Source organism: Actinoplanes sp. NPDC049599 (assembly GCF_044465625.1).
Taxonomy (GTDB): domain Bacteria; phylum Actinomycetota; class Actinomycetes; order Mycobacteriales; family Micromonosporaceae; genus Actinoplanes.
Window position 1 is genome coordinate 1 of sequence record NZ_JBITLX010000062.1, and the last position, 4,797, is coordinate 4,797.

The following is a 4,797-nucleotide window of genomic DNA, read 5'->3' on the forward strand; positions in this document are numbered from 1 at the left end:
CCGCGCCTTTATGTCTCAATCAGACAGGTACGGGCGTTTCCTGCACACTCTGGACACTCACCGAACGCACGCGGTCCCTTACCCGGAATGGCTCACTGACCGCGTGAAATCGAATGCTTTGTTCAGAATTAGTATCAACAGCTCAAGCAATTCAACCGTCCTACTTCGAAAAATCCTTCCGCTGGAAGGGTGATTGACGGCCACTCGCGTCACGCAGCAACATCCCTAGCTTTCCAAGACAAGACATGCATATTATCCAAGTCGCCGCTTCCGCAAAAGGACGTGTCGAATACTGCCCATTCCGGCGGCAGCCGGATGGAGGCAGCAGACCCGCCGGAGTTGAAACCCGGATGCGAACAGTGATGGGGTGTACTCATCTCGGCCAGGTCTGGATGCCGACGGACACCGACACATCCGGTGACCGGAGGTCGGGCGCGCCGGCCGGTCATTTCGCGCTTCGCCAGATCGGCCGACTGTTCTACGCCCTGATCATCAACCCTGCACGACGCGTCGCCGACGTCATCGCCTGGTCCGTCCCTCGATGAGGGCATCATGCCACCGCCAAGACCAGGCACTACGCCCGGCAAGCACTCACGGAGTCCGGAAACGGATCTCCTGTTGGAGTACTGGCGGCCGGGTCACCACGTCCACGCACGGTTGCGTCGCTGGAGCGGGCCGAAGCATCTACTTCTGAGCAAGATCGGCGACTGTTGAGCGCGGTGTTGCCTCGCCGGTTTCGTCGACAGCCATGGTCAGATCTCCGTCCAGCCGGACAGGGGCACCCACCCGGGTCCGGGCCAACCTCCTCACACGTGTACGGAGATCGCCGCGTTCGGAAAGGCCGCTACCTCGACCGAAATGACCGCTCGGGGACACCGCCCCGGGCGGTGCGCGAACGGTCGCCCTGAGCCGGGTCGAAATCGGTGATGTCGCGCCCGCCGCCGCCGGCGAAACGGTCCTCGTCCGGCCCACCGGTCAGGGTGTCGTCGCCGGGCCCGCCGAGCAGCGTGTCCGCGCCGGCTTCGGTGATGATGGTGTCGCCGCCCCTGCCGCCGGACGCCACGTCATTGCCGACACCGGTGGTGATCCGGTCGTCGCCGCCGGCGTCGCAGACCAGGTCGTCGCCGCCGAGAGTGGTGGTGACGTCCCGGCCCTTGCCGGGGAAGACCAGGTCGGCGCCCTCGGTACCGGTGATGGTGTCGTCGCCGGAGCTGCCGGCCACCACGGTGAAGGTCAGCGGGCCCGCACCGGGCGGGGTCACGGTGAGAGTGGACCGGCCGGCTACCGGCCGAATCGTCACGGTTCCGGCGGTGACCCTGATCCGATCAGGCGGGAGCACGGCGCGGTTACTGCTCCGCACGGTCGCTCCGGCCGGAATGGTCACGCTGCCACCATTGGTGGTGCACGCCATCTTCACGGACGCCTGACTCAGCAGCACCGTTGCCTGGGTGGCGTCAACGGCCGTGACGATGTCGGAGCGGCCGTTGCCGTCAACGTCTCCGACCCCGCGGTGCCACGAATGCAGGCCGTACGGTCCGGCCGGAACCGGCATGACGGACGGGAAGGCCCCGTGCCCGTCGCCCAGCCCGACCAAGAACTCGGCGTCGCGAAGGAACGCGACGTCGAGGTTGCCGTCGCCGTTGAAGTCACCGATCTGCGGCTCGTCTGCCGGGTATCCGAGGATGCGCTGCGGAGGCTGGAAGGTGCCGTCCCCGTTGCCGCGGATGAGATCGATGCCGTGACCCCCGCCGTCGCCGTTCGAATCGACGACGATGTCGACCAAGCCGTCGTGATCCATGTCGTCAGCGTCGATCACATTGATGTACGGCAGACTCGTTCCCGCGGCGCCGGACCCGCGAGTGAACGAGCCACCGGCCGACCCCAGGAAGATCACGACCCCTCCCCTCCGGGCGGTCCCGAGATCCGGGTGGCCGTCACCGTTGAAGTCGGCGACCACGACCGCTTCGACTCGCGGCGGGCCACCCGTGACCCGGACGGAGACGTTCGTGCCACCGGCGAAGGTGCCCTGGCTGGTGCCGAAGGTGACGTGCAGCGACTCGGCAGCGGAGTCAAGGACGATGAAGTCATCGCGGCCGTCGCCGTTGACGTCACCGAGGTACCGTGCACCGGTAGGCGTGACAACGGGAACCGGCTGGAAGCTCGCGCCGGGAACACCGACGAACACCGCCTTGTCGGTGACCACGTCAGGGTCGCCGTCACCGGTCACGTCGCCGACGAGGAGGGTCCCCTGGATCGGGAGGGTGCCCGTTGCGACGAAGGCTACCGGCGGCGGTACGGACTCCTCCGCGGCGGCCGGCGACGCCGCCCCGACCAGGATCACACACGCCAGAGCACACACGGTCGAACGCATGGACAAGCACCTTCCGACGGGGAATGTACTGGTCAACGATCACGGCGCGCCCGCGACGCGCGCTATCGGCGGCCATCGGAGCAAGACGACCAGACCAGCGGTTCCGGCCGTCCACCCGAACAGATCCGCCCGACGGCCCGATCTGACCGCCGAACGCCCCCACGGGATCACCGATGCACTGACCAGCGCGGTGTTACCGCGTTCGGCTATGCCTTTCGGCCTCTACCGCCGAGATACCAACCCACTCCCTGGAAGAGCTCGGGAGCCGGTGCGTGCGGGTTGCGACTCTGTGGGCCATGACGAGCGTCCAGCCACGGGGATCTTGCTGCTGCATCTGGGGCTGGCGCTCGGACTGAAGTGACCGTCGCCGCCCGCGAGGGTCATCATGACGTATCCGGCGTCGGAGCCCAGAAAGGCGTCCTTGCCGAAGACCACGACACGGTCAGGTTCATCATCGGCGATATACGCCGACACCAGGAGCTCATCGACCACGGCGCGCCGGTGGAGCAAGCTGACCAGCCACTCCGGCGTCACGACACTCACCAGTGTGATCTCAGTAGGCATACGGATCGAACATGCTCAGGACGCCTCTGTCGACAGGTCGAACGCGTCCGCGCGCTGCACGCCAGATCCGGACGCCTCACAGGTAGTCGAAGTAGCGACTCCACCACCGTGCCCCTTGCGTACGCAAGGGGGCCCAGACACCGTCGTACATCTCCTCCAGCGGGTCCAGCCGCAGGACGACATAGCCCAGATCCTCCAGGACTCCGTAGACACGAGCGGCATCAACGGGGTGCATCACTTCCGCGAGCTCGGCGTCGTCGCAGTAGCGGGCCCGGTCGGAGGACACCGCGGTGAGGCCGCTGAAATTGCTGACCATCACCCTGAGCAAGAGGCCACCAGCGGTGCGTTCGGCAGGCACTTCGACGCCGCCGTGGAAGCTGCAATCCTGGCCGTCCCAGAGATGAACTGTGCCGAACGCGGCGCGCAGTTGCGCATCGAGTCGGCCGAAGCGTGCCGCGGTTCGCTCGTAATCAAATCCAGCGGGGAACTCGAGGTGAGCCGGATCGTCGTGAGCCCGCAGCAGCTCGCGGGTTCGGACCTCATCAGCTCGCATCAAATCACTATCGCACCCGGCCGGGAACCCACCTCGGCCCCACTCACCTCGCCGCCGCCGGATCGACCGCCCGTGAGTCCGCTCTCGGCATATCAGCGTGTCCGGTGCTGGCAGCGTCCTGGCTTGGCCGGTTGCTCCGCGCCGGCGCTGGCATCGGTGCCGGCCGCAAAGCCGGCGCTTCGACGGCACCCGTTGTGCGCTTCACGCTGCCGGGCGAGGAGCTGAGCGCGGCATCCGGCTGCGTCCGGCACTGCGGGCGGAGTGGGGGCGTAAGGGGTGACCGGCATCAGGTGTGGAATCGGCTGACGACTAACGACCGTGTTCGTTGCGGGTCAGCAGATCCCACATGCGTGCCACGGGCAGGGCGGGGTTCGCGGCGGCCGGCTCGGCCAGGTCGGCGTGGTCGAGCAGCTCGATGATCCGGTCGAGGGACAGGCGGGGGCACTGCGCCATCGCGTACCGGACGGTGGTGTCGGTGTCCTGGGTGAGCCGGTCGATCAGCTCGGGCGGTGCGAGTGGGTCCAGGGCGACGAGCTGTCGCACGGCTGGGTCGGTGTCGTCGGCGAGGCGGGCCAATCCTGCGGTGGGGAAGTTCGGCAGCCAGGGCAAGCGGCCACGGGAAGAGCTGGGGTATTCACGAAACGCACGCAGCAGCAGCCACGGCGGCGCGTCCGGGTGGTAGTGGGCGAGCAGAACCCGTACACCCAGGTCGGTGTCGTCAGCGAGAGCCGGTACGAGTGCGCTCGGTAGTCGATGGTCACGGGCGGCGCGGCGGCGTAGCAGCGGGTTCACCGAGCGCGCCCAGGCCGTGCTCTGCTGCACCGACGGGACGGGCCGCGCCGGATCCCACGGATTCTCGGTATACGCGATACCCGCACCGATGGCGGTGGTCATGTCGATGTCGATGGCCGCTCGCTGGTGTTCGCTCAGCGCGGGATGGACCGAAACGGCTGTTCGTACGGACGGGTCAGGGTCGGCGGCGAGGCGAGCGAGTTGCGCCGGGGTGAGGTCCGAGCGGCCGGCCAGCGCACGCCGTACCTGTGGTGCGGGATGATCGAACAAGGCCGCTACGACCTCCGGCGACAGGCTCGCATTGGCGGCCAGCGACTCCAGGTCGTAGTGGCTGCCGTCGGTGATGCGCTGGTCGACCAGCGCTCGCGACAGCCGCTGGTGCCGCAGGATCCACTGGACCTCGTAGCCGTTGTATCGAAGGTCGCCGAGTAGCCGGAGGGAGTTTCACCCTCCGGCCCTCACAGATCCGTACGTGACAGTCTCCTGTCATACGGCTCTTGTCGTCCTGATCATCAGA

At 67.3% G+C, this 4,797-nt stretch carries 3 protein-coding genes; all 3 read right to left on the minus strand.

What is annotated here, in order from left to right; genetic code table 11:
- Positions 1 to 844: 844 nt before the first annotated feature.
- Positions 845 to 2,371 carry an FG-GAP-like repeat-containing protein gene (locus ACIBQZ_RS43085; RefSeq protein WP_396094755.1) on the minus strand — a complete coding sequence of 509 codons (1,527 nt, stop codon included), beginning with the start codon at positions 2,369 to 2,371 and terminating at the stop codon, positions 845 to 847.
- A gap of 640 nt (positions 2,372 to 3,011) precedes the next feature.
- On the minus strand, positions 3,012 to 3,488 hold the full coding sequence (locus ACIBQZ_RS43090; RefSeq protein ID WP_396094756.1) for a hypothetical protein: 477 nt from the start codon (positions 3,486 to 3,488) through the stop codon (positions 3,012 to 3,014).
- Positions 3,489 to 3,797: 309 nt separating this feature from the next.
- Positions 3,798 to 4,382 carry a hypothetical protein gene (locus tag ACIBQZ_RS43095; protein ID WP_396094757.1) on the minus strand — a complete coding sequence of 195 codons (585 nt, stop codon included), beginning with the start codon at positions 4,380 to 4,382 and terminating at the stop codon, positions 3,798 to 3,800.
- Between the last annotated feature and the right edge of the window lie 415 nt (positions 4,383 to 4,797).

Excerpts from the sequence above, each read along its gene's own strand:
- ACIBQZ_RS43090 (WP_396094756.1), bottom strand. The coding sequence starts at position 3,488 with ATGCGAGCTGATGAGGTCCGAACCCGCGAGCTGCTGCGGGCTCACGAC.
- ACIBQZ_RS43085 (WP_396094755.1), bottom strand. The coding sequence starts at position 2,371 with ATGCGTTCGACCGTGTGTGCTCTGGCGTGTGTGATCCTGGTCGGGGCG.
- ACIBQZ_RS43095 (WP_396094757.1), bottom strand. The coding sequence starts at position 4,382 with ATGACCACCGCCATCGGTGCGGGTATCGCGTATACCGAGAATCCGTGG.